Origin of the sequence: Halomonas sp. ND22Bw, assembly GCF_003011945.1 — a bacterium.
Lineage (GTDB): Bacteria > Pseudomonadota > Gammaproteobacteria > Pseudomonadales > Halomonadaceae > Halomonas > Halomonas halophila.
The window spans coordinates 1-450 of sequence record NZ_PXWD01000169.1; the positions used below are offsets into that span (position 1 = coordinate 1).

Genomic DNA, 450 nt, shown 5'->3' on the forward strand with positions numbered 1-450 from the left:
GATCCCCGGCCTCGTCACCTTACGCCCGGCGGACGCCAACGAGGTCGCGGAAGCCTACCGTGTCATCCTGGGCCTGAAGAACCAGCCGGCGGTGCTGGCGCTCTCCCGACAGCCGCTGCCGACCTTCGACCGCACGACATACGCCAGCGCCGCCGGCACGGCACGCGGCGCCTACGTGCTGGCCGATTGCGCGGGCACGCCGGAGGTGATCCTCATCGGCACGGGCTCCGAGGTGCAGCTCTGCGTCTCGGCCTACGAGGCCCTGACCGCCGAGGGCGTGAAGGCCCGTGTCGTCTCGATGCCGTCCTGGGACCTGTTCGAGCGCCAGGACGAGTCCTACCGCAACAGCGTGCTGATCCCGGACGTGCTCGCGCGCGTGGCCGTCGAGCAGGGCTCGGTCATCGGCTGGGACCGCTACGCGGGCTCGGCCGGCAGCATCATCGGTATGCA

General features: G+C 70.9%; 1 protein-coding gene. It reads left to right on the top strand.

Features of this window, described 5'->3' with window-relative positions; translation table 11 throughout:
• Positions 1 to 450: transketolase C-terminal domain-containing protein (locus CVH10_RS17525; RefSeq protein ID WP_369335856.1), on the top strand; the 450-nt coding region annotated here is incomplete at both ends.